23 protein-coding genes are annotated in these 21,387 nt (G+C 72.5%); 18 read left to right on the top strand and 5 right to left on the bottom strand.

The window, feature by feature from the left end:
* Nucleotides 1-54 precede the first annotated feature (54 nt).
* Nucleotides 55-522 carry an RDD family protein gene (locus ACFC1X_RS08030; protein ID WP_376349746.1) on the bottom strand — a complete coding sequence of 156 codons (468 nt, stop codon included), beginning with the start codon at nucleotides 520-522 and terminating at the stop codon, nucleotides 55-57.
* A 220-nt stretch (nucleotides 523-742) separates the two neighbouring features.
* On the opposite strand from ACFC1X_RS08030, the gene glnA reads away from it, so the two are divergent.
* From glnA to ACFC1X_RS08015, 3 genes are all read left to right on the top strand, one after another.
* Complete coding sequence (glnA, locus tag ACFC1X_RS08025; protein ID WP_114527715.1) at nucleotides 743-2,152, top strand: type I glutamate--ammonia ligase; 1,410 nt, start codon at nucleotides 743-745, stop codon at nucleotides 2,150-2,152.
* Between the two features lie 174 nt (nucleotides 2,153-2,326).
* Complete coding sequence (locus tag ACFC1X_RS08020) at nucleotides 2,327-2,584, top strand: hypothetical protein (protein WP_376349744.1); 258 nt, start codon at nucleotides 2,327-2,329, stop codon at nucleotides 2,582-2,584.
* 93 nt (nucleotides 2,585-2,677) lie between these two features.
* Nucleotides 2,678-3,865 carry a winged helix DNA-binding domain-containing protein gene (locus ACFC1X_RS08015; protein ID WP_376349743.1) on the top strand — a complete coding sequence of 396 codons (1,188 nt, stop codon included), beginning with the start codon at nucleotides 2,678-2,680 and terminating at the stop codon, nucleotides 3,863-3,865.
* Nucleotides 3,866-4,001: 136 nt separating this feature from the next.
* On the opposite strand, the gene ACFC1X_RS08010 is transcribed toward ACFC1X_RS08015, so the two are convergent.
* Nucleotides 4,002-4,316, bottom strand: coding sequence for a hypothetical protein (locus tag ACFC1X_RS08010; RefSeq protein ID WP_376349741.1), 315 nt, complete (start codon nucleotides 4,314-4,316; stop codon nucleotides 4,002-4,004).
* A 175-nt stretch (nucleotides 4,317-4,491) separates the two neighbouring features.
* On the opposite strand from ACFC1X_RS08010, the gene ACFC1X_RS08005 reads away from it, so the two are divergent.
* Together ACFC1X_RS08005 and ACFC1X_RS08000 are read left to right on the top strand one after the other, a co-directional pair.
* Nucleotides 4,492-4,866 (top strand): arsenate reductase family protein, encoded by a 375-nt coding sequence (locus ACFC1X_RS08005; protein WP_376349739.1) that lies wholly within the window; start codon nucleotides 4,492-4,494, stop codon nucleotides 4,864-4,866.
* Between the two features lie 98 nt (nucleotides 4,867-4,964).
* Nucleotides 4,965-5,675 carry a hypothetical protein gene (locus tag ACFC1X_RS08000; protein WP_376349738.1) on the top strand — a complete coding sequence of 237 codons (711 nt, stop codon included), beginning with the start codon at nucleotides 4,965-4,967 and terminating at the stop codon, nucleotides 5,673-5,675.
* A gap of 3 nt (nucleotides 5,676-5,678) precedes the next feature.
* Here ACFC1X_RS08000 and ACFC1X_RS07995 read toward each other — a convergent pair whose 3' ends face one another.
* Nucleotides 5,679-6,551 (bottom strand): alpha/beta fold hydrolase, encoded by an 873-nt coding sequence (locus ACFC1X_RS07995; protein ID WP_376349736.1) that lies wholly within the window; start codon nucleotides 6,549-6,551, stop codon nucleotides 5,679-5,681.
* A gap of 125 nt (nucleotides 6,552-6,676) precedes the next feature.
* Between ACFC1X_RS07995 and ACFC1X_RS07990 the strand changes: the two genes are divergently transcribed.
* The 8 genes from ACFC1X_RS07990 (at nucleotide 6,677) to ACFC1X_RS07955 (ending at nucleotide 15,006) form a co-directional block, all read left to right on the top strand.
* Nucleotides 6,677-7,135, top strand: coding sequence for a MarR family transcriptional regulator (locus ACFC1X_RS07990; RefSeq protein WP_376349735.1), 459 nt, complete (start codon nucleotides 6,677-6,679; stop codon nucleotides 7,133-7,135).
* A gap of 162 nt (nucleotides 7,136-7,297) precedes the next feature.
* On the top strand, nucleotides 7,298-8,329 hold the full coding sequence (glnII, locus tag ACFC1X_RS07985; RefSeq protein WP_376349733.1) for a glutamine synthetase: 1,032 nt from the start codon (nucleotides 7,298-7,300) through the stop codon (nucleotides 8,327-8,329).
* Nucleotides 8,330-8,414: 85 nt separating this feature from the next.
* The gene (locus tag ACFC1X_RS07980) at nucleotides 8,415-9,344 is read left to right on the top strand and encodes a DUF6891 domain-containing protein (RefSeq protein ID WP_376349731.1); all 930 of its coding nucleotides are present in this window, start codon (nucleotides 8,415-8,417) and stop codon (nucleotides 9,342-9,344) included.
* A 332-nt stretch (nucleotides 9,345-9,676) separates the two neighbouring features.
* Nucleotides 9,677-10,276: a winged helix-turn-helix domain-containing protein gene (locus ACFC1X_RS07975; RefSeq protein WP_376349729.1), complete on the top strand. Its 600-nt coding sequence runs from the start codon at nucleotides 9,677-9,679 to the stop codon at nucleotides 10,274-10,276.
* Nucleotides 10,277-10,335: 59 nt separating this feature from the next.
* A complete protein-coding gene (locus ACFC1X_RS07970; protein ID WP_376349728.1) occupies nucleotides 10,336-11,367 on the top strand; it encodes an SDR family oxidoreductase in 1,032 nt (343 codons plus the stop codon).
* Nucleotides 11,368-11,419: 52 nt separating this feature from the next.
* Nucleotides 11,420-12,679 (top strand): sensor histidine kinase, encoded by a 1,260-nt coding sequence (locus ACFC1X_RS07965; protein ID WP_376349726.1) that lies wholly within the window; start codon nucleotides 11,420-11,422, stop codon nucleotides 12,677-12,679.
* The gene (locus ACFC1X_RS07960; protein ID WP_352153013.1) at nucleotides 12,670-13,323 is read left to right on the top strand and encodes a response regulator transcription factor; all 654 of its coding nucleotides are present in this window, start codon (nucleotides 12,670-12,672) and stop codon (nucleotides 13,321-13,323) included. The genes ACFC1X_RS07965 and ACFC1X_RS07960 overlap by 10 nt, the downstream gene beginning before the upstream one ends.
* A gap of 144 nt (nucleotides 13,324-13,467) precedes the next feature.
* Nucleotides 13,468-15,006: a DUF1996 domain-containing protein gene (locus ACFC1X_RS07955; protein WP_376349724.1), complete on the top strand. Its 1,539-nt coding sequence runs from the start codon at nucleotides 13,468-13,470 to the stop codon at nucleotides 15,004-15,006.
* A gap of 72 nt (nucleotides 15,007-15,078) precedes the next feature.
* On the opposite strand, the gene ACFC1X_RS07950 is transcribed toward ACFC1X_RS07955, so the two are convergent.
* Nucleotides 15,079-15,528 carry a hypothetical protein gene (locus ACFC1X_RS07950; protein ID WP_376349723.1) on the bottom strand — a complete coding sequence of 150 codons (450 nt, stop codon included), beginning with the start codon at nucleotides 15,526-15,528 and terminating at the stop codon, nucleotides 15,079-15,081.
* Between the two features lie 96 nt (nucleotides 15,529-15,624).
* On the opposite strand from ACFC1X_RS07950, the gene ACFC1X_RS07945 reads away from it, so the two are divergent.
* The 5 genes from ACFC1X_RS07945 (at nucleotide 15,625) to ACFC1X_RS07925 (ending at nucleotide 21,006) form a co-directional block, all read left to right on the top strand.
* A complete protein-coding gene (locus tag ACFC1X_RS07945) occupies nucleotides 15,625-16,176 on the top strand; it encodes a tetratricopeptide repeat protein (RefSeq protein ID WP_376349721.1) in 552 nt (183 codons plus the stop codon).
* 76 nt (nucleotides 16,177-16,252) lie between these two features.
* Nucleotides 16,253-18,184 (top strand): hypothetical protein, encoded by a 1,932-nt coding sequence (locus ACFC1X_RS07940; RefSeq protein WP_376349720.1) that lies wholly within the window; start codon nucleotides 16,253-16,255, stop codon nucleotides 18,182-18,184.
* 102 nt (nucleotides 18,185-18,286) lie between these two features.
* Entirely contained in the window at nucleotides 18,287-19,177 is an 891-nt protein-coding gene (locus ACFC1X_RS07935; RefSeq protein ID WP_376349718.1) for a metal-dependent hydrolase, read from the top strand.
* Nucleotides 19,174-20,232 (top strand): PDR/VanB family oxidoreductase, encoded by a 1,059-nt coding sequence (locus tag ACFC1X_RS07930; RefSeq protein WP_376349716.1) that lies wholly within the window; start codon nucleotides 19,174-19,176, stop codon nucleotides 20,230-20,232. The genes ACFC1X_RS07935 and ACFC1X_RS07930 overlap by 4 nt, the downstream gene beginning before the upstream one ends.
* A gap of 57 nt (nucleotides 20,233-20,289) precedes the next feature.
* Complete coding sequence (locus tag ACFC1X_RS07925; protein ID WP_376349714.1) at nucleotides 20,290-21,006, top strand: TetR/AcrR family transcriptional regulator; 717 nt, start codon at nucleotides 20,290-20,292, stop codon at nucleotides 21,004-21,006.
* A gap of 10 nt (nucleotides 21,007-21,016) precedes the next feature.
* On the opposite strand, the gene ACFC1X_RS07920 is transcribed toward ACFC1X_RS07925, so the two are convergent.
* A complete protein-coding gene (locus ACFC1X_RS07920; protein WP_376349712.1) occupies nucleotides 21,017-21,370 on the bottom strand; it encodes a 5-carboxymethyl-2-hydroxymuconate Delta-isomerase in 354 nt (117 codons plus the stop codon).
* Nucleotides 21,371-21,387: the final 17 nt, after the last annotated feature.

Raw genomic sequence — 21,387 nt, 5'->3', positions numbered from 1 at the left:
GGGCGCCCGATTCGATTCGGGCGCCCCATCGCCGTACCGGCGTCGTCGCGTGGATCAGATCCGGACTTCCACCGTGCGCGCCACCCTGTCGTGCAGGCCCCGGCCGTCGCGGTCCCAGATCAGCGCCGGGAGGGCGAGGCACAGCAGGACCGAGCGCAGCAGGACGCGCGGCGGGCTGGGGCGGCCGGTGGCGAGGTCGACCACGCGCAGGCCGAGGAGGCGCTTGCCGGGGGTGAAGCCGACCGTGCCGACGGTCAGCACGCTGAGCACGAAGAAGATCAGCAGGGCCCAGTTGCCGGTCGCCTGGTCGTAGCCGTCCGTGATCAGGCCGTATGCGATCAGGAGGCACAGGGCCCAGTCGACGGCCAGGGCGCCGATGCGCCTGCCCGGGCGGGCGATCGAGCCCGGTCCCTCCTCGGGCAGACCGAGCTGCTCCCCCCGGTATCCGAGGTCGGCGCCGGACTCTTCGATGGCCGCGCGCGGCCCGGAAAGCCACGATCCGATTGCTTGCCTGTTGTCCACCCGAACACGGTACTGCGCCCGTATACGTACCGGGGACGGCGGGGTGTGGCAGGCCTCGATCGGGCCTAGGCTGGAGGCGGAGCCGGTTAACTTCTGCGAAACAAACGGGTCACGTTAGAGAAATCACCCGTCCCTAGGGTCGAGGAAGCGTGTGCCACCCGCACTGGCCGCACGAACGATCTACCACCCCGGCGGGACGGTCGGGAGTAGGAGGAGCTGGATGTTCCAGAACGCCGACGACGCCAAGAAGTACATCGCGGACGAGGACGTCAAGTTCGTCGACGTCCGGTTCTGCGACCTGCCGGGCGTCATGCAGCACTTCACGTTGCCCGCCGAGGCGTTCGACCCCGACGACGAGCAGGCCTTCGACGGATCCTCGATCCGCGGCTTCCAGGCCATCCACGAGTCGGACATGTCCCTGCGCCCGGACCTGTCCACCGCGCGCATCGACCCGTTCCGCCGGGACAAGACGCTCAACATCAACTTCTTCATCCACGACCCGATCACGGGCGAGCAGTACTCCCGCGACCCGCGGAACGTGGCGAAGAAGGCCGAGGCCTACCTCGCCTCCACCGGCATCGCCGACACGGCGTTCTTCGGCCCGGAGGCGGAGTTCTACGTCTTCGACTCCGTCCGCTTCGCCACCAGCGCGAACGAGTCCTTCTACCACATCGACTCCGAGGCCGGCGCCTGGAACACCGGTGCCCTGGAGGACAACCGCGGGTACAAGGTCCGCTACAAGGGCGGCTACTTCCCGGTCCCGCCGGTCGACCACTTCGCCGACCTGCGCGCCGAGATCTCCCTGGAGCTGGAGCGGTCCGGCCTGAAGGTCGAGCGCCAGCACCACGAGGTGGGCACCGCCGGCCAGGCGGAGATCAACTACAAGTTCAACACGCTGCTCGCCGCGGCCGACGACCTCCAGCTCTTCAAGTACATCGTGAAGAACGTGGCCTGGAAGAACGGCAAGACGGCGACCTTCATGCCGAAGCCGATCTTCGGTGACAACGGCTCGGGCATGCACGTCCACCAGTCGCTGTGGTCGGGCGGCGAGCCGCTCTTCTACGACGAGCAGGGCTACGCCGGCCTGTCCGACACCGCCCGCTACTACATCGGCGGCATCCTGCGGCACGCCCCGTCGCTGCTGGCCTTCACCAACCCGACGGTGAACTCCTACCACCGCCTGGTCCCGGGCTTCGAGGCCCCGATCAACCTGGTGTACTCGCAGCGCAACCGCTCCGCCGCGATGCGCATCCCGATCACCGGCTCGAACCCGAAGGCCAAGCGCGTCGAGTTCCGCGCCCCAGACTCCTCCGGCAACCCGTACCTGGCGTTCTCGGCCCTGCTGCTCGCGGGCCTGGACGGCATCAAGAACAAGATCGAGCCGGCCGAGCCGATCGACAAGGACCTCTACGAGCTGGCTCCCGAGGAGCACGCCAACGTGGCCCAGGTCCCGACCTCCCTCGGCGCGGTCCTCGACCGCCTGGAGGCCGACCACGAGTTCCTCCTCCAGGGCGACGTCTTCACGCCGGACCTGATCGAGACGTGGATCGACTACAAGCGCGCGAACGAGATCGCCCCGCTGCAGCTGCGTCCGCACCCGCACGAGTTCGAGCTGTACTTCGACGTGTGATCGACGCGACGCCCGAGCCGTCCGGCGCCCTCGTCCCCCGTTCTCCGGGGGGCGGGGGCGCCTTCGTACGTGGCCGAAAACCCTTCACAGCGCGGACCGGGACCGGGATCATGTCCAGTGAAACGATTGTTCGAGTCAGGTGTCTGAGTCAGGGGGACGGGGAGAGTGCCGGAGATGGCTGAGCGGGACGACGAGGAGCGCGAGTTCGACATCGGCTGGGCGGACGGCGCCGAGCACAAGGAGCCCTCCGCGCGAGCCCGGATGCTCGCCGCGCGCTGGAAGGAGAACCCTCCCGGACCGGTCCCCTTCCGCGGCGACCCCGACCACGTGGGCTCACCGCGCCGGTCGTCCTGGGTGTCCACCGCCATCGTGCTCGGCTGCGTGGCCGCGGTGATCGTCCTGCTGGGATACATCAACTTCCGGGTGCCCTAGAGCGGCCCGCGGGCCTCGCGCCCGGGCCGCTGTCAGTGGGGCCGGGCAGGATGGCCGTACGAGGACGCTTCACGGACGGGCGGAGGGCCAGGGATGGGTGACGGCGGGCGGCGACACATCGGGGCGGCGGAGCGGCGGGACCGGCTGGCCCTGCGGCAGCGGCTGACCGCGTCGGCGCGCGCGGGGAGCCCGGAAGAGGTCGCCGGCGCCCTGGTCGCGCTGCACGGCACGGACCCCGCCACCGTGCACCTGGCCGTGGGCGCACGGCTGACGGACGCGGCGAAGACCGTGGCCGCGACGGAACGGGCGCTGTACGAGGACGGGACGCTGGTCCGGATGCACGGCATGCGGCACACCGTGTTCGTGTTCCCGGCGGAGCTGACCGCGGTCGTGCACGCCTCGACCGGCCGCACCGTCGCCGCCCGGGAGCGGGCCGCGCTGCTCAAGGACATGGCGGTGGCCGGGGCGCCGGACGCGGCCTGGCTGACGGAGGTCGAGGAGTCGGCCCTGGCCGCGCTGGCCCGGCGCGGCCAGGCCACGGCGGCCGAGCTGGCCCGGGACGAGCCGCGCCTGAAGGAGCAGTTCGTGTACGCGGCCGGGAAGAGCTACGAGGGCGTGCACACGGTCTCCACCCGCTTGCTGAGGGTGCTGGGCGTGGAGGGCAAGGTCGTCCGGGGCCGCCCGCTGGGGTCGTGGACCTCCAGCCAGTTCCGCTGGGCGCCGGCGCCCGAGCATCCCGAGCTGGACCCGGGCGAGGCGCAGGCGGAGCTGTTGCGCCGGTGGCTGGCGGCGTGCGGGCCGGCGACCGAGGACGACCTCAAGTGGTGGACGGGGTGGCGGGTGACGGAGGTGCGCCGGGCGCTGGCCGCGATCGGCGCGGAGGCGGTGTCACTGGACGAGGGCACGGGATACGTCGCCGCCGGTGACGCCGGTCCGGTGGCCGGCCCGGCCGAGCCGTGGGCGGCCCTGCTGCCCGGCCTCGACCCGACGGCGATGGGCTGGCGGGAGCGGGACTGGTACCTCGCCCCCGAGCTGCGCCCGGCGCTGTTCGACAGAAGCGGGAACGTGGGGCCGACGGTGTGGTGGAACGGCCGCGTGATCGGCGGCTGGGCCCAGCGGCCCGACGGCGAGATCGCCTGGCGGGTGCTCGACGGCGCGGGCGTCGGCCGGGACGCGGAGTCCGCGATCGGGGCGGAGGCGGAGCGGCTGGGTTCGTGGCTGGGCACGACCCGGATCACACCGCGCTTCAGGACCCCGCTGGAGCGGGAGCTGTCGGCGTAGTTCCGGGCACCCTCAGCCCGTCCGGCGTTTGAGGACGAGGCCGTTCAGGCCGAAGCGGGGGTCTGGGGGCGGCAGCCCCCAGAGACGGCGACGACGACGCCGGGCACCGCACAACGAACGGCACCCGGCGCCAGGCTCACCGCGAGTACCGCATCAACGCCCGCACCATGTGGCACGTGGTGTCCGACGGCGGATGAACCCCGATCGCCAGCGCAGCGCTCCGTATCCTCTCGTTGCGCGCCTGGTTCGGCAGGTAGACGCCGGAGTCGAGCAGGGCGATGGCGAGCCGCATCGCCTTGAGCCGGCGGTTGTGCGTGACGTACCACTCGCGGGGGCGGCCGGCCGGCAGCGGACGCTTCTCCACGGGTGCGTACGGCAGGTCGAGCTGGACGGGCCGCTTGGCGGTGGACTGGGTGGGCAACGGCTTTGACTTCAGTGCGGCAGCGGGCACGGGCATCCTCCTGTCGCGGTCAGGGCGCCGTCCGGACCACCCGGCGACACCCTCGAACACTGCTTCTATTTTACCGCCCCCCACTGACAAAAGCCCCTGGCCACAAGGGCTTTCGGGGTTGCTGTGACGCACGGGAAGAACGGGTTTCGGAACCTCTCGGGCTACCGTGTCCGGCATGGAGATCTGGATCAATCCGGCCTGCTCGAAGTGCCGCAGCGCGATCAGCCTGCTCGACGCGGAGGGCGCCGACTACACCGTCCGCCGCTACCTGGAGGACGTACCGACCGAGGACGAGATCCGTCAGGTGCTCGTCCGTCTCGGCCTCGAACCCTGGGACATCACCCGCACTCAGGAGGCCGCCGCCAAGGAACTGGGGCTGAAGGACTGGCCCCGTGACGAGGCGTCACGCGAGCGCTGGATCACCGCGCTCGCCGGGCACCCCAAGCTGATCCAGCGCCCGATCATCACGGCGACCGACGGAACGGCCGTGGTGGGCCGCACCGACGAGGCGGTGCGCGAGGCGCTGGCGCACGAACAGGGCGGCCTGTGACGCAGGTTACGCGCGCGAATCGGCGTGACTGCTGAGTAACCGCGTTCGGTATCTCGTACATAGCGGCGTACGCTCCCCTATCCCTTCAGGAGGCGCGCATGTCGCGCAGGAGAACTCTCGGCACGAAGAAGAAGATCGCGCTACTGGTCAGTGCCGCGGCCGTGGCGGGCGGCGGGGCCTTCATGATGGCGAACGCGTCGAACGCCGCGCAGACCGACCAGAACGCGCAGACCAAGGCCGCGCAGGACTCGACCGTCTGCCAGGGTCTGGCCACGGCGCTCGGCAACAACCAGCGGTTCATCGACGGCCAGCGGGCCAATCCCGACGCGCAGTCCGAGGCCCGCATCGCCAACCGCGAGGCCGTCATCGCGGAGATCGAGCGCAAGCAGGAGGCCTCGGGATGCACCGCCGGGGAGTCGGCTCAGGACTCCCAGGCGACGCAGCCCCCGCCGGCCGGGCAGGACGCGGGCCAGGAGGCGGGCGAGGAAGCCGGGCAGGACGCCGGCCAGCAGGCCGGGGAGGAGCAGGCCGGGGAGCAGGCGGGCGGTGGCGCGCAGGCGGGTGAGCAGGTGTGCAACGGCTCCACCGTCACCCTGTCCGGTGAGGGCGGTGCGCCCGCCGCCTCCAGCAACCAGTTCCCCGTGGGCACCCAGCTCAAGGTGACCAACCTCGACAACGGCAAGTCCACGACGGTGGAGGTGAACTCGGTCTCCGGCAGCTGCGCGCTGCTGAACAACGCCGCGTTCGAACAGGTCCGGGAGGAGGGCAAGTTCCTGATCCGGCGGGCGCTGATCGAGAAGGTCGGGTGAGGCTCAGTCACCCGGCCCGGCGAGAAACTCGCTGAGGCGGGGGCCCAGTCCGGGCGGCGCGGCCTGCGGCAGCGCGTGATGGGACACGTCCGGCAGGACGGCCACCTGCACGCGAGGCAGCAGCTCCCGCGCCCGGGCCGCCACCTCGGCGGGGTCATGGGTCCTGCTGTTCCCGGCCAGGAGCAGCAGGACCGGCACGTCCAGTCCGCGCAGCGCGTCGGGCGCCGGACGCGGCCCGGTCACCGGACGGCGGGCGGGGAAGCCGACGGCCGCCTCCTGGAGGGCGAGCCAGTCGGGGTCGAGCGGGGTCGCACCGGTCTCCCACTCCAGGAAGGCACGCGTCCGGCGCGGAGTCGGCCGCAGCAGCACCGGCGCCGCGCGCAGCAGGTAGGCCGCCTTGAACCCGGCGAAGCACTGGGTCGGGTCCAGGAGGAACAGGCGGCGCACCCGGTCGGGTGCGTGCAGGGCGTAAGACAGGGCGATCCAGGCGCCGTAGGAGTGCCCGCCGAGGGCGGCCGCCTGGATGCCGAGGCCGTCGAGGAGCGCGTCCAGCCAGCCGGTCAGGTCGGCGACCGTGCGGGGGTGGCGGTCGCCGGCCGGTGTGCTGCGGCCGGGGGCGCCGATCAGGTCGACGGCGTGGACCCGGTGGGTGCGGGACAGCTCCGCGGCCTGGGCGTACCAGGAGGCGGAGGTCGCCTCGCCGCCGCCCGGCAGGAGGACGAGCGGCGGGCCGTCGGCCGGGCCGGTCACATGGACGTACGTCTCGCCGAAGGGCGTGGGTACGGTCACCGACTCGCGGCCGGGCGGCCACTTGGCCATGACCTTGTCGTAGGCGTCGTGGAAACGGCCGGCGTCGTACGAACCGCGCGCGCTCATGAGCGGTGCCCCCTGACTCTTCCGAGACTCTCCGAGGTTTCCGATAGTATCTCGCTGAGCGAGATACATGCTGGACGAGACAATAACCCGGAGCGCCGGGGAGCCGGGGCCGGAGAGGAAGACCGATGCCCGATGAGGGACCGGAGATGGAGATCGTCCATCTGCTGCGCGCGGTCGCGGTCGAACTGGGCGCGCACAGCACGCGGTTCGCGCAGCGCAACGACATGCACCCCACCGACGTCCGCGCCCTGATCGCGCTGATGGACGCCTCGCGGGCGGGCGAGGAGATGACCGCCGGACGCCTCGGCGCCGCACTCGGGCTGAACTCGGCGGGGACGACGGCGCTGGTGGACCGGCTGGAGAAGGCCGGCCACGTGCGGCGGGTGCGCGACGGACGCGACCGGCGCCGGGTCACCGTCGAGGTCGACGAGCGGGCCGTCGCCCTCGGCCGGGCCCACTTCGGCCCGCTGATCGGGCGCGCGGTGGAACTGCTGCGCGGGTACGACGAACGGGAGACGGCGGCGATCCGGTCCTTCCTGGCCGGCGTGCGCGAGGCGGCGGCCGAGGACGGGCGCGCACCGTGAGAGACGGGCCACACCCACCCCAGGTAACACGGGGTTCACACATGGGCAACGGTCGGGAAATCGCCTGTTGACACGCTGCTGCGCAGTAGACGCGGCGCCCCAGTGCCGCAGCGCCGCAGCACCCGCGAGTGCGCCCAGACCCACCCCGAAGGATGTGGCCCCGTGACCTTCAAGGCTGAGTACATCTGGATCGACGGCACCGAGCCGACGGCCAAACTCCGTTCCAAGACGAAGATCATCACGGGTGCCCCCGCCGGTCTCGACGCCCTGCCGATCTGGGGCTTCGACGGCTCCTCCACCAACCAGGCCGAGGGCAGCTCCTCGGACTGCGTGCTCAAGCCGGTCTTCTCCTGCCCCGACCCGATCCGCGGCGGCGACGACGTCCTGGTGCTCTGCGAGGTCCTGGACACGGACATGACGCCGCACCCGTCCAACACGCGTGCCGCGCTGGCCGAGCTGTCCGAGCGGTTCGCGGCCCAGGAGCCGATCTTCGGCATCGAGCAGGAGTACACCTTCTTCAAGGGCGCCCGCCCGCTCGGCTTCCCCGAGGGCGGCTTCCCGGCCGCGCAGGGCGGCTACTACTGCGGTGTCGGCTCGGACGAGATCTTCGGCCGTGACGTCGTCGAGGCGCACCTGGACAACTGCCTGAAGGCCGGTCTCGGCATCTCCGGCATCAACGCCGAGGTCATGCCCGGCCAGTGGGAGTTCCAGGTCGGCCCGCTGGCGCCGCTGGAGGTCTCCGACCAGCTGTGGGTGGCCCGCTGGCTGCTCTACCGCACCGCCGAGGACTTCGAGGTCTCCGCCACCCTCGACCCCAAGCCGGTCAAGGGCGACTGGAACGGCGCGGGCGCGCACACCAACTTCTCCACCAAGGCGATGCGCGAAGGCTACGACGCGATCATCACGGCCGCCGAGTCGCTCGGCGAGGGCTCCAAGCCGCTCGACCACGTCAAGAACTACGGCGCCGGCATCGACGACCGCCTGACCGGCCTGCACGAGACCGCCCCGTGGAACGAGTACTCCTACGGCGTCTCCGACCGCGGTGCCTCGGTGCGCATCCCGTGGCAGGTCGAGAAGGACGGCAAGGGCTACATCGAGGACCGCCGCCCCAACGCCAACGTCGACCCGTACGTGGTGACCCGCCTGCTCGTCGACACCTGCTGCTCGGCGCTGGAGAAGGCCGGCCAGGTCTGATCCGGTCCCACCCGCTCCCGAGGGGCGTCCACCGCGACGGTGGACGCCCCTTCGCGTTGTCAGTGGCGCGTGCCATGGTGGGGACATGGAGATCGACGGGGGCCTCACCATCAAGGTCGAGACGGAGAACGGGCGGACGCACACCCGGATCCGGGCGGCGGAGCTGCGCGAGCTGGTGACGCGGATCGGCGCCACCGGCGACCGGTTCCTGGTGGTCCAGCGGATACCCGACATCCCCGACGTGTTCGCGCAGGTGTGGCACGAGGAGGGCGGGGACTACCGGCTGGAGCACCGGGCCGCCGAGGACGCGTTCTTCGGGACGGATCTCGCGGACCCCGGCCGCGTGGCGGACCTGCTGACCGGCTGGGCACGCCGGGAGACCGGCTGGGACGCGGGCGTCGGCTGGGAGCCGATCGACCTCGGACCGCCGGAGGACGTCCCCGAACTGCCGGACGAGGTCCGCGAGCAGGTCGAGCGGCAGGTGCGCGAACGGCTGCGCTGCGGCTACGACGACCGGAAGGTGCTGGCCGAGATCGCCGAGGACCACCTCGTGGGCGGTGAACACGGCGAACGGCCGGTATCGAGAGCCCAGGCCTGCCGGTTGGTGGACCGGCTGTGGCTGGAGCGGCTGGCGGAGCAGGAGTCCTGGGGCGACGCGACCACCGACCCCGACCGGCTCACCCGGGTCTTCGAGGCGCTGGACGCGGCCGGACTCACGGCCCGGGAGAACTTCACCTGCTGCCGCGGCTGCGGCACCACGGAGATAGGCGCGGAGCGCCCGGGGGCGCGGGGCTTCGTCTTCTTCCACCAGCAGAGCACGGAGGCCGCCGCCGAGGGGTACGGACTCACGCTGCACTACGGCGGTTTCGACGGCTCCGAGGAGACGACCGCGGCCGTCGGGCGCGAGGTCGTGGCCGCGTTCGCCGGGTCCGGGCTGTCCACGGAGTGGGACGGCGATCCGGGCCGGGCGATCACCGTCACCCCGCTGAACTGGCGCAGACGGCTGGAGGGATGATCCGGCCAGGGAATACTTCACGCCAGTCCGCGTCCACGCAGTGAGAGGAGTCTCCTGTCCGACGCCGCCGTCTGCTTCAATGGCCCCATGGCCAGCTTCCGGAAGTACGCAGCGACGGGTCGCCATGACCTCGAGCCCTTCTGGCCTTCCCGTCAGCACGACGACTTCGACCGGGTGTGTTGCCGCGCGACGATCGCGCCGGCCCGCTAGAAAGCCGTACACCCCAGGCCTTCGGCCGGCGCGCACGACGTACGTCCCGCGACGCGCCCGACCATGAACTCGCGCCCGTCGCCCCTCCCGACGAACTTCTCGCGCGAAAGAGCTGACGTCTCATGGCGACCACCCGTTCCCTGTCCACCGTCCCCGTCGACTCTCCCACCCCCGCCGTCGGCCTGCCCGGCTCCGGCGGTCCCCGGCACCGGCTGCGCGCCGTCGACCGCGACGAGGTGGTGGACGTCGCGGACCTGCTGCCGCCGGGCGCCACCTGGCTGCCCGCACCCCCGCACGCCCTGCCGTCGCTGCCGGGGCGCCCGCCGATGGTCGGCTACCTGGTGCTCGTCCCGGCCGACCAGCAGCCGCCGTTCCCGCGCGAGGCCGGACCGACGGCTGTGCCGTCCCGGCCGGACGCGGAGGACGGCGACGCACTCGTCCGGATCGACGCCGCGCGGCGCACCGCGGCCGTGGACGGGCAGGAACTCGACCTGACGTACCTGGAGTTCGAGCTGCTCGCCCACCTCGTGACGCATCCGCACCGGGTGCACACCCGCGACCAGCTGGTCACCACGGTCTGGGGCTACGGACACGTGGGCGACGGCCGGACCGTCGACGTGCACGTGGCCCGGCTGCGGCGCAAGCTCGGCGCGGCGCACCGGCAGACGATCCAGACCGTGCGGCGCGTCGGCTACAAGTACACGCCGCCCACGGGACGCTGAGCGTCTGCTGTCGGCAGAGCGCCGTTCCCTCCGGGCGGCGGGCCGGGCACAGTGATCACATGAGGCTACTGGTGCTGGGCGGTACGGAGTTCGTGGGGCGGGCCGTGGTGGAGGAGGCGCTCGGGCGCGGCTGGGAGGTGACGGTCTTCCACCGCGGGCGGCACGCGCCGCCGCCCGGGGTGCGGGCGCTGCACGGTGACCGCACCGCGCCCGACGGGCTCTCCGCCCTGTCCGACGGCTCCTGGGACGCCGTCGTCGACACCTGGTCGGCGGCGCCCCACGCGGTGCGGGACACGGCGCGGCTGCTGCGCGAGCGCGTCGGCCGGTACGTGTACGTGTCGAGCTGCTCGGTGTACGCCTGGGCCCCGCCCGCCGGATACACCGAGGAGGCGCCGCTGGTCGAGGGCGCCTCGGCGGACGCCGGGCAGCTCGACTACGCCCGGGACAAGCGCGGCGCCGAACTGGCCGTGCTGGACGCCTTCGGCGCGGACCGCTCGGTGCTCGTCAGGGCCGGGCTGATCCTCGGCCCGTACGAGAACATCGGCCGCCTCCCCTGGTGGCTGAACCGCGTCGCGCGCGGCGGCCCGGTCCTCGCGCCCGGCCCGCACGACCTGCCCCTCCAGTACGTCGACGTCCGTGACCTCGCCGACTGGGTGCTCGGCGCGGTCGAGCGGGAGCTGAGCGGCCCCTACAACCTGGTCTCCCCGCCGGGGCACACCACCATGGGCGCCCTGCTCGAAGCCTGCGTGCGGACCACGGGCGGACCGGCGGAGCTGCGCTGGACCGACCCCGGCACCCTGCTCGCCGCCGGTGTCGAGCCCTGGAGCCAGCTGCCGGTGTGGACACCGCCGGGCAGCGAACTGCACGACGCGGTGCAGAGCGCGGACGTCTCCCGGGCGCTGGCGACGGGCCTGCGCTGCCGGCCCGCCGAGGACACCGTCGCCGACACCTGGACCCGGCTGCGCGACATCGGCGGCACGGCACCCCACCGCCCCGACCGCCCGCCGGTCGGCCTGGACCCGGAGACGGAGGCGAAGATCCTCGCCGCGGCGGACGGGCCCGGCGGGGGTGTACCTGGCACCACCCCCTGACCGGGGTGCCCGGCCCCGTGACCGGCGCCGCCGCCTCAGGAAGACTGACGGCATGAGCATCGAGACGAAGAGCGGAAACCGTTCGGAACGCACCCGGGGTGTGGCGCTGTCGGCCGTGCGGGGACTGGCGGTGGCCCTGGTCGCCCTGCCCGGGGCGGTGCTGTGCTTCTGCCTGACGCTGGTGTCCATCGCCCTCGTCCCGATCGGCGTCGGCATCGTCACCACGCCGTGGGTGCTGACCGGGGTACGGGCGTTCGCGGACTGGCGGCGGCTGCTCGCCGCCCGGTGGGGCGGGGTGCGGATCCCGCGGGCGTACCGGCCGCTGCCCGCGGACGCCAACCCGTGGGCGCGCACCTTCGGGATGCTCCGTGACCCGGCGACCTGGCGGGACTTCCGGTGGCTGCCGGTCGACATGACGGCGGGCTTCGTCACCGCGCTGCTGGCCTTCGTCGTGGCGGTCTACCCGCTGGAGGGCTTCGCGATCGCCGCCGGCCTGTGGCGGGTGCTGCCCGAGGGGTACTGGTACGGGTTCGTCCGGGTCACCGACCAGACCTCCGCCCTCTACGCGGCGGGCCTCGGGGCGGTGCTCCTGGCCGCCGCCTTCTGGCTCACCCCGCGCCTGCTGCACGTCCACTTCCGGCTCACCGGCGCGATACTCGGCTCCGGTCAGGGCGAACTCGCGGAACGGGTGCGGGTGCTGACCGAGACCCGGCGCGACGCCGTCGATACCTCCGCCGCCGAACTGCGCCGCATCGAGCGGGACCTGCACGACGGGGCGCAGGCCCGGCTGGTCGCCATGGGCATGGACCTCGGCACCATCGAGACGCTGCTGGAGAAGGACCCGGCCAAGGCCCGGCAACTGCTCGCGCAGGCCCGCGAGTCCTCCGCCGAGGCCCTGACCGAGCTGCGCGAACTCGTGCGGGGCATCCACCCGCCGGTGCTCGCCGAACGGGGTCTCGGCGACGCCGTGCGGGCCCTGGCGCTGCGGCTGCCCGTCGCGTCCGAGGTGAATGTGGACCTGCCCCGCCGCGCCGAGGCGCCGGTGGAGGCCGCCGCCTACTTCGCGGTCAGCGAGGTCCTCACCAACGCCGTGAAGCACTCCGGCGCCGACCGGCTCTGGATCGACCTGCACCACACCGAGGGACGGCTCCGCGTCACCGTCACCGACAACGGCAAGGGCGGTGCGGTGATCGGAGCGGGGTCCGGGCTGGCCGGGGTGGAGCGGCGGCTGGGTACATTCGACGGCGTCCTGGCCGTCAGCTCGCCCGCGGGCGGCCCCACCATGGTCACCATGGAGATCCCTTGCGCGTAGTCCTGGCCGAAGACCTCTTCCTGCTGCGCGACGGGCTGGTCCGGCTCCTGGAAGCCCACGACTTCGAGATCGCCGCGGCCGTCGAGACCGGCCCCGAGCTGTCCCGGGCCCTGGCCGAACTGGAACCCGACGTCGCCGTGGTCGACGTACGGCTGCCGCCCACGCTCACCGACGAGGGGCTCCAGTGCGCCCTCCAGGCCCGCCGCGACCGCCCGGGGTTGCCGGTCCTGGTGCTGTCCCAGCACGTGGAGCAGTTGTACGCACGCGAGTTGCTGGCCGACGGCAACGGCGGGGTGGGGTACCTGCTCAAGGACCGGGTGTTCGACGCCGAGCAGTTCGTGGACGCCGTGCGGCGGGTGGCGGCGGGCGGTACGGCGATGGACCCGCAGGTCATCCAGCAGCTGCTCAGCCGGCGTGCGGCGGAGGACCGGCCGCTGGAGCGGCTGACGCCCCGGGAGCTGGAGGTGCTGGAGCTGATGGCGCAGGGCCGGACCAACGCGGCGATCGCCGGCCGGCTCGTCGTGACGGAGCGGGCGATCGCGAAACACACGGCGAACATCTTCGCCAAGTTGAGCCTCGAGGTTTCGGACGACGACAACCGCCGTGTCCTGGCGGTTCTCGCCTATCTGGACCGCGGACGCTGACCCTTTCGCCCCTCTCACGCGTCCCACGGGCCCCAGCAATCTCCGTGACGGGTGAACACCCCTGCGGCGGCTTCCGTATCCATGGGAGCCGCTTCACTCCTGTCGGGCGCCCTCGATGCCCCGCAAGGAAGTCAGAGGAGTTCCATGGGACGCAACACAAGAAAACGCCGTTCGCCGCTGGCCACCAAGGTCGTAGCCGGGGCGGCGGCCCTGGCGGTCGGCGGGGGCGGGCTGGTCTGGGCCAACTTCTATGCCTCGGCGCACGAAGAGAATCCGGCCGACAACCGGACGCGGTCCGCTGCCGCGCAGGTCGCGACGATCGACTGTCCCGATGTCGGACAGGAGCTCAACGACGTGCCGGACAGGGCGCGCGGGGAGGTCGACGGCGAACTGGCCACGATGGACCGTCAGATCACCGAAGCCTACAAGCGCCTCGCCTCCACGCGGCGTGCGCAGGCGGGTGACTCGCAGTACGTCCAGAACGACATTCTCACCCCGCTCAAGGACCGGCGGAAGGCGATCATCGACCGGATCCAACTGGAGATCAACCGGGCCGGCGGCCAGGCCGACGGCAGTCTGGACGAGCTGGCCCAGTGCCAGGGACAGTCCGCGGACCAGCCGCAGGACGGCGGCGGCCAGAACCAGGATCAGAACGGCAACGACAACCAAGACGGCCAGAACGGCGGTCAGGACCAGGGCGACGGCCAGGACCAGGGTCAGGACGGCGGTCAGGACCAGGGCAACGGTGGTCAGGCCGGCAACGGTCCGGTGGCCGACGACTTCATCAACATCGAGGACGTCCAGCCGAACTCCCGCAACCTGCCGAACGGCCTGGCGGCGAACGGTGACGGCGGTTCGACGGGCAGCTTCACCACGAACTGCGGCACCAACGAGAACGAGAACCGCAACTCGGACAACGTGATCGCCGCCCCCGGCGTCAGCAACGGTGCGCAGCACCAGCACGACTACGTGGGCAACCAGGCCAACAACGCTTTCGCGAGCGACGAGGACCTGGCCAACGGCGACACCACCTGCCAGAACCAGGGCGACAGGTCGACCTACTTCTGGCCGGTGATCCGTATCCAGGACGGTACGCAGGACATCGACCAGAACGAGCCCGGTGGCGGTCAGGACGGCAACGCCGGCCAGATCGTCGAGCCCAGCGCCGCGGAGCTGAAGTTCGTCGGCAACCGGACGAGCGATGTCGTCGCGATGCCGACGGCCCTGCGCATCATCACCGGTGACGCCAAGTCCTTCACCAACGGTCTCGCGAATGCCAACACCGGCTGGACCTGCACGGGCTTCGAGGACCGGGTGGTGACGGACAAGTACCCGATCTGCCCCGACGGCAGCTCCGTGGTGCGGCTGTCCAACTTCCAGAGCTGCTGGGACGGCCAGAACATCGACAGCGCCAACCACCGCACGCACGTGGCCTTCGTGCAGGAGGACGGCAGCTGCGGCAACGGTTTCCAGGCGATCCCCCAGCTCCAGGTCCGGCTGGTCTACGACATCCAGGCCCCGCAGATCGAGAACGGACAGCTCGCGAACGCGTTCGCGGTCGACTCCTTCCCGGAGCAGTTGCACAAGCCGATCACCGACCACAACGACTTCATCAACTTCTTCGAGGAGGACCTGATGAACGAGATGGTCGACTGCATCAACAACGGCCAGGACTGCCAGTAGAACTCCTGCGGCAGAACGCCGGCGGTGGGAAGCCCCACCGCCGGCGTTCTGCTGCTCCCCGGACCGTCGACGTCAGCCGTGGTGGCCACCACTGTCGTGACCGCCACCGCGGTTGTGACTGCCACCGGGATTCATGTGCGCGGACCCCTCCTCCATGGTCCCGCCGAGCGTGCCGCGCAGCGCCGTGACCGTCTTCTCCTCACCGACGGCGACCCACTTGCGGCCGACCAGGTAATAGCCGCCGTAGTCCTTGGCCGTGTTGAGCCACTCGCGCTGGCCGCGGTCGGTGGAGAAGGTGGCGAGGACGTATTTCTCGTCGCCCTTCTCGCAGATGGCCTGACGGATGGTGTCGGCGTCGGTCTGCATGTTCGGGGCGCACTTCGCCTCGGCGGCCAGGTGTTCCAGGCTGCCGGTCGCCGTCTCCGGCACGGCGGCCTCGCCGTCACCGCCGGATCCGCAGCCCGTCAGCGCCAGTACCGCCGCCAGGGCGGCCGGCGCGAGCATCGGTCGGGTCAGCCTCATGTGTGTTCCTCCGGTCCGTTCCGGCGACATGCCGCACGGAGCCCCGGCAAGGGGCTCTGGTCATCGGTACGGGCGCGGGGCGCGAAGTATTCACGGATGCGGGTGACCTTCTGGTGGCACCCGTGCGAAAGTGGCGCCGTGGACCAGGACTGGGAAGACCGCGTGAATGCCGCATGGACGGCGTTCGACGCATACGCCGAAGACGACGCCGCCGAGTTCCGGGCGGTGATCGACGCCCTCGCCGACGAGCTGCCGGCGGACAGTCCGCTCGGCCTGTTCGAGAGGGCCTGCGCCTGGGACTCCACCGGCCACTCCGACCGTGCCGTGCCCCTGTACCGGGAGGCCCTGGAGCGCGGGCTGAGCGACGCGAGCGCCTACAAGGGGCGCCGGGCGAAGATCCAGCTCTCCAGTTCCCTGCGCAACACCGGGCACCCGGAGGAGGGCGTGAAGCTGCTCTCGCCGGAACTGGTCGCGCCGTCGGACGAGTTGGACGACGCCGTACGGGCCACGCTGGCGCTCTGCCTGTCGAGCATGGGCCGCGACCGGGAGGGCCTGTCCCTGGTGCTCGGCGCCCTGGCGCCCCATCTCCCGCGCTACCAGCGCTCGATGGCCAACTACGCCCGGCTGCTGGTGGAGCCGGAGGAGTAACCCTCCCCCCGCCCCGGTGACCGCCTCCGGTGACCGCCTCCGGTGACCATCCCCCCGTTCGCTCGTTCTGCTGGACGTGCAGCCACAGGATGTCGCCCCGCGCCCCGCACCGCCCTCAACCTCTCCGGCCGACCCGGTCGTCGACGTCGAGCAGGCCGAGGCGGCGCTCGTCGAGCACTATCCGCGCCTGGCCCGGCTGGCCTATCTGGTGCTGCCGCCGGGTCTCGGCCGCGGCCGCCGCGTCCTGACCGCGCACGCCCTCACCCAGCGCGCGCTGCCCCGCGGCCGGACGACGACCCCGGTGATCCCGGCCCAGTCGACCGGCCAGGAGGTCGACCCCGGCTACGCCCTGGTCCGCCTGCGAGTCGTCCGTACGGCACTGGAGGCGGGCCGTCCGCTGCGTCGGCGCGCCTGGCCCACGCGGGCCCAGCTGCCGCCCCTGCTGCCGCACGTCCGCGGCCTCAAGCTGTTCCCGCGTTCCGGCGGCGCCGACGAACTCGCCCTGGACCAGCGGCTGTCCGCGCTCTCCGGGCCGGCCCGGGCGGCGTACGCGCTGCGGGGCCTGGAGGGGCTCTCCGAGGACGGTGTCCGCCAGGTGCTCCGGGCCGCCGGGGCCGAGGACGTGGACGGCGCCCTGCGGGAGGCCGGCGCGATGCCGGGCGAGTACGCGCTGCTCGGCTCCCCCGAGTTCGACCCCTGCTCCCTCCAGGCCCGGCCGACCGATCTGTTGCGCCGGCGTCAGCACACGAAGGCCGCGCTGGTCGCCGGGGCGGCCCTGGTGGTGTGCGGGGCGCTGCTGGGCCTGCCCGGCGACGGCTGGGGTCCGGACGGTGCCGCCGCCCCGGCGTACGCGCGGAACCCGGCGGCCCAGGCGGCCCTCGATCCCGGCAGGCTCACGAAGGTGGCCCCCACCGCGTGGGAGACGTCCGCGCGCACGGACTTCTCGGTGTGGCCGGCGCGCGGTGACCGCACCGGCGACGAGGAGCTGCTGCGCCGCGCCCTGGCCGTCTGGGCGCGGCCCGGCGACAGCGTGGGGGTGTCCGCGACGCCGGGCACCGCGACCGGCGGTCCGGCCGGGCCGCCGCAGCTGCTGTACGCCGGGGACGTCGACAACGCGCGCGTGGTGATCCTCCACGACGGTCTGCGCGTCGTCCGGTACGCCGAGCCGAGGGACGGCACGGCCGGTGCCGCCCTGGACCTGGCGCGGACCGACGGGGCCGGCCGGGCCGGGGCGACCGCGGTGGTCCTGGGCCGGGCCGACGGCAACGTCCGCTATCTGACGGCGCCCTGGGTGACGAAGGCGGCCGGGCGGGACCTCGGCGGGCCGGACGACGGGGCGCGGGAGCTGGCGCTCACCGACGGTGTGACCGCGCCGGTGGCCAGCCCGGTGCAGCAGCAGTCCGGCGCGTGCACCTCCTGGAACGTGCTGGAGCTGACCGACGGCTCGGACACCCGCGTGGTGACCGACCTCGGCGAGCTGGTCCCGGCCCGTCTCACCACCGGCCGCCCCGGCTCGGCGAAGGACGCCTCGGGCCCGGAGGCGCTGCGCTCCTGGGCGCCGTACGCCTGCTCGCTGGGCGCGGTGCGCGGGCAGGGGGTGCGGTCGGTGAACGCCTGGGAGTTCGCGAAGCAGCCGCTGCCCGATTCGACCGGGTCGGGCGCCTGGGTGTGCACCCGGGCCGAGACCTGGCGCGGCGACGGGGCCCGGGTGCTGGCCCAGTTCCGCACGCCGGGCGGCACGCAGGGGGCGGTGGCGGCGAAGGCGCAGTCCGTGCCGGCCTGCGGCGAGCGCGACCCGCACGTGCTGGCCGGGGTGCTGTGGAAGTCGGCGGGCGGGCACTGGTACCTGCTCGCCGCGGGCAGCCGCGACACCGAGTCGATCGAGGCGACGGGCGGCATCAGCGACTCCGCGGACGGAAACCTGCTGACGGCGAAAGCCGAGCAGGGTGCCCGCGCCGAGCTGAAGGGCACGCTGGAGGGCGGCCGGACCATCGGCGGGCTGCGCTAGCGGCCCACCGGGTCACCGCACCCGCCACCCCTGCTGACGTTCGCGTCAACAAGTGGCCGCACAAGGGTTCCCTGAGCCGATACCCGTCAGTACATTGACGCCATGTCTAACACGCATGTCCCGCTCAAGGCCCGCAAGGTGTCCTTCGCCTGGGAGGCCACCCCGCTGCACTGGGTGCCGGGGGACCCGTTCACGACGCACACCATCAACGTGCTGCACCTGCTGCTGCCCGCCGGGGAACGCTGGTTCGTGCACGTCTACAAGCAGGTGCTGCCGCTCATCCGGGACGAGCGGCTGCGCGAGGACGTCATCGGGTTCATCGGGCAGGAGGCGATGCACTCCCAGGCCCACGACGAGGTGCTGCCGCACCTGCGGGACCAGGGGCTCGACCCGACGCCGTACACCGCGCAGGTCGACTGGCTCTTCGAGAAGCTGCTCGGCGACCGCACCCTGCCGCCGGGCCGGCCGCGCCGCTGGTGGCTGATGGAGCGGGTGGCGCTGATCGCGGCCATCGAGCACTACACGGCGTTCCTCGGCGACTGGGTGCTCAACGCCGAGGCGCTCGACCGGCACGGCGCCGACCCGACCATGCTGGACCTGCTGCGCTGGCACGGCGCCGAGGAGGTCGAGCACCGGTCGGTCGCCTTCGACCTCTTCGAGCACCTGGACGGGGGGTACGCGCGGCGGGCCCGCACCTGGGCGACCGCGTTCGCGGCCCTGGTGTTCCTGTGGCAGCGCGGTGCCCGGTTCTTCATGGAGAACGACCCGACGCTGACCGACGGCCGCGCCACCTTCGGCGACTTCCACCGGCGCGGGCGCAGCGGCCTGCTGCCCGCCACCGGCGCCGTGCTGCGCTCCATACCCGGCTATCTGAGCCGCGACTACCACCCGTCCCAGTTCGGCTCCACCGAGCAGGCCGTGGCCTATCTCGCGGCCTCCCCCGCCGCCGTGGCCGCCGTGGCCGCCGAGAAGTCCCAGGAGGCGTCCGCATGAGGCCCGCACCGACGGCCCTGCTGCTCGCGGCCGGTGCCGCGCTCGTCGCCCGGCGCGCGCTGCGGCGCCGCATCCAGGGCTCTCCGCTGTGGCCGATGCCCGCCCTGGACCCGCCGGTCTCGGGGCGGCCGCGCTCGCGCGCGCTGACGCTGCTGGTCACCTCGCGGGAGCTGGTGGCCGACGGGGTGGTCCGGATCCGCCTGGAGGGTCACGACCTGCCGCGCTGGGAGCCGGGGGCACACCTGGACCTGGTGCTGCCGTCGGGTCTGGTGCGGCAGTACTCGCTGTGCGGCGACCCCGAGGACACCTCGTCGTACACCGTCGCCACGCGGCTGGCCGAGGACGGGCGGGGCGGTTCGCGCGAGGTGCACGAGCAGGTGCAGGAGGGCACGGAGCTGGAGGTGCGGGGGCCGCGCAACCGCTTCCCGCTGGTCGAGGCGCCCGCCTACGTCTTCGTCGCCGGCGGCATCGGCATCACGCCGGTGCTGCCGATGCTGCGGGCGCTGCCGGAGGGCACCGAGTGGCGGTTGCTGTACGGCGGCCGGACGCGGGCCTCGATGCCGTTCCTGGAGGAGATCGAGAAGCTGGACCGGGACCGCGGGAGGGTCACCGTGGTCGCCGAGGACGAGGACGGGCGGCCCGGGCTCGACGCCTTCCTGGCGGAGCTGTCCGAGGGCACGGCCGTGTACTGCTGCGGCCCGGAGGGGCTGATCGCGGCCGTCGAGGAACGCCTCCCGACGGGCACCGCCCTGCACCTGGAGCGGTTCGCGCCGCGCACCGCGGCGGGCGGCGACGCGGAGTTCGAGGTCGAACTGCACCGCAGCGGGCGCACGCTGACCGTCCCCGGCGACTCGTCGGTGCTGGCCGCGGTGCGGGCCGAGCTGCCGGGCACCCCGTACTCCTGCGAGCAGGGCTGGTGCGGGACCTGCCAACAGAAAGTGCTGGAGGGCGAGATCGATCACCGGGACGAGCTGCTGACCGACTCCGAGCGCGGCGACTCGATGCTCATCTGCGTGTCCCGTGCCCGCTCCAACCGGCTCGTGCTCGACATGTGAACACCGATGCCCGGTCCGGCCCGTTCGGGGGCTGGATTCGATCGGTAAGGTGTTCGTATGACTACCGGGGTACGCCGCAGAATGGGCGTCGAGGAGCGGCGGCAGCAGTTGATCGGCGTCGCGCTCGAACTGTTCAGCCGCCGCTCGCCGGACGAGGTGTCCATCGACGAGATAGCGTCGGCCGCGGGCATCTCGCGCCCGCTGGTGTACCACTACTTCCCCGGCAAACTCAGCCTGTACGAGGCCGCGTTGCAACGCGCCTCGGACGATCTGGCGGCCCGGTTCGTGGAGCCGGCGGAGGGTCCGCTGGGGGCCCGGCTGCTGCGGGTGATGGGGCGCTACTTCGACTTCGTCGAGGAGCACGGGCCCGGTTTCTCGGCCCTGATGCGCGGCGGTCCGGCGGTCACCGCAGGCGGAGCCTGCTCAATGAGCACAGCGTCCACCACCAACGCTCTCGTGGACTCCGTACGGCAGGCCGCGTATGTCCAGATCCTTTCGCACCTGGGCGTCACGGATCCGCCCGCACGGCTGGAACTGGTGGTCCGCTCCTGGATCTCGCTCGCCGAGTCGACGGCCCTGATCTGGCTGGACGGGCGCCGCATCCCGCGCGCGGAACTCGAGACGCAGCTCGTGCACGACTTCGCCGCGCTGACGGCGGTGAGCGCCGCCTACGACGAGGAGATGGGCGCCCTGCTGCGCCGGGTCATCGAGGCCGAACCGGCCGACGGCCCGTTCGGGGACCTGGTCGGCCGGCTGATCGCGCTGGCGTCCTGAGGCCCCTGCCTCAGACCTCGGCCTTGCGGTAGGACGCGTCGAGGTCGCGCACCTCGGCCGACAGGTGCAGGGTGACGCCGTCCCTGGGCTCGACGTGCTTGCGGAGCAGCTCCACCACGGACTCGGTGAGCCGCGCCTTGGCGTCGTCGGAGCGTCCGGCGAGCAGGGCGATCGAGACGTCCACGATGGCGTGCCGCTCCTTCTCGGCGCCGACGGCCTCGTCCTCGCTGCGCAGGACCCGCGTCTTGCACGCCTCCAGCCGCGCGGCCACCGTCTCCACGATCACCGGGTGCAGGGCGACCGCGAACTCCTCCCAGTCGACGTCGTCGAGGGACGCGGAACGCTCGATGGTGATCTGCGGCATGGGTGCTCCTGTTCTAC

The organism is Streptomyces sp. NPDC056128 (assembly GCF_042263835.1).
Lineage (GTDB): Bacteria > Actinomycetota > Actinomycetes > Streptomycetales > Streptomycetaceae > Streptomyces.
Note: the sequence above shows the minus strand (reverse complement) of the source record. Positions and strands in the feature narration are given on the sequence as shown.